Origin of the sequence: Serratia sp. HMSC15F11 (assembly GCF_001808215.1) — a bacterium.
Taxonomy (GTDB): Bacteria; Pseudomonadota; Gammaproteobacteria; order Enterobacterales; family Enterobacteriaceae; genus Serratia; species Serratia nevei.
Map to the genome: position 1 here is coordinate 2,674 of NZ_KV792511.1, position 650 is coordinate 3,323.

Below are 650 nucleotides of genomic sequence, written 5' to 3' on the forward strand. Positions count from 1 at the left end.
TGCTCGGTGCGCGCGCTGTACTTCGCCGTGTCACGGTCCGACTGCATCCCGTAGTTCACCGACCGTTTGGTGTCGATGCGGTGCCAGGTGTAGCTCGCCCCGCCGCGCAGCGCCAGCGCCCCGAACTGCTTGTCGCCGTACGCCGCCAGGTGGTAGTTGTCGCTGTCCGCCTTCGACCCGTACCCGCCGTGCAGCGAGGTGCGGGTGTAGCCGGTCGCTACCCCCAGCCGCCAGTCGGCCGCCGCCGCCGAGTCCAGCCCCACCAGTACCCCGTAGGTCGAGGCCTGATAGCCGGTGGCGTTGGCGTCGCCCGACGCGTGGTCCCACGCCCCCAGCAGCTGCGCCCAGGCGCCGTCCTCGTCCGCCTTGATGGCCGACGAGCTCGCCAGCCCTTCCGCCTGACGCAGACGCCCGTTCAGCGCCTCACGCAGGTAGCGGCTGTCGTTCACCAGCGCCGACGCGATATCCGCATGGATTTGCCCCGACAGCTGACGGAACGCCTGCCGCGCGTCGCCCGCCGTGCCGCTGCCGAGCAGGCTCTCGTACACCGGGTTGCCCGCCGCCAGCGCATCCGCCGCTGCCGCCACCGCCCGCTCGTTCGGCGTCTGTGCCACGCTAGCGAAGCTCGTGCCGTTGCGCCCGACGCTCAG

Annotated in this window: 1 protein-coding gene; it reads right to left on the reverse strand. The window is 71.8% G+C overall.

Annotation, left to right across the window (positions count from 1 at the left end):
• A partial coding sequence (locus tag HMPREF3138_RS27330) for an autotransporter outer membrane beta-barrel domain-containing protein (RefSeq protein ID WP_246828747.1) occupies nt 1-650 on the reverse strand: 650 nt, incomplete at both ends.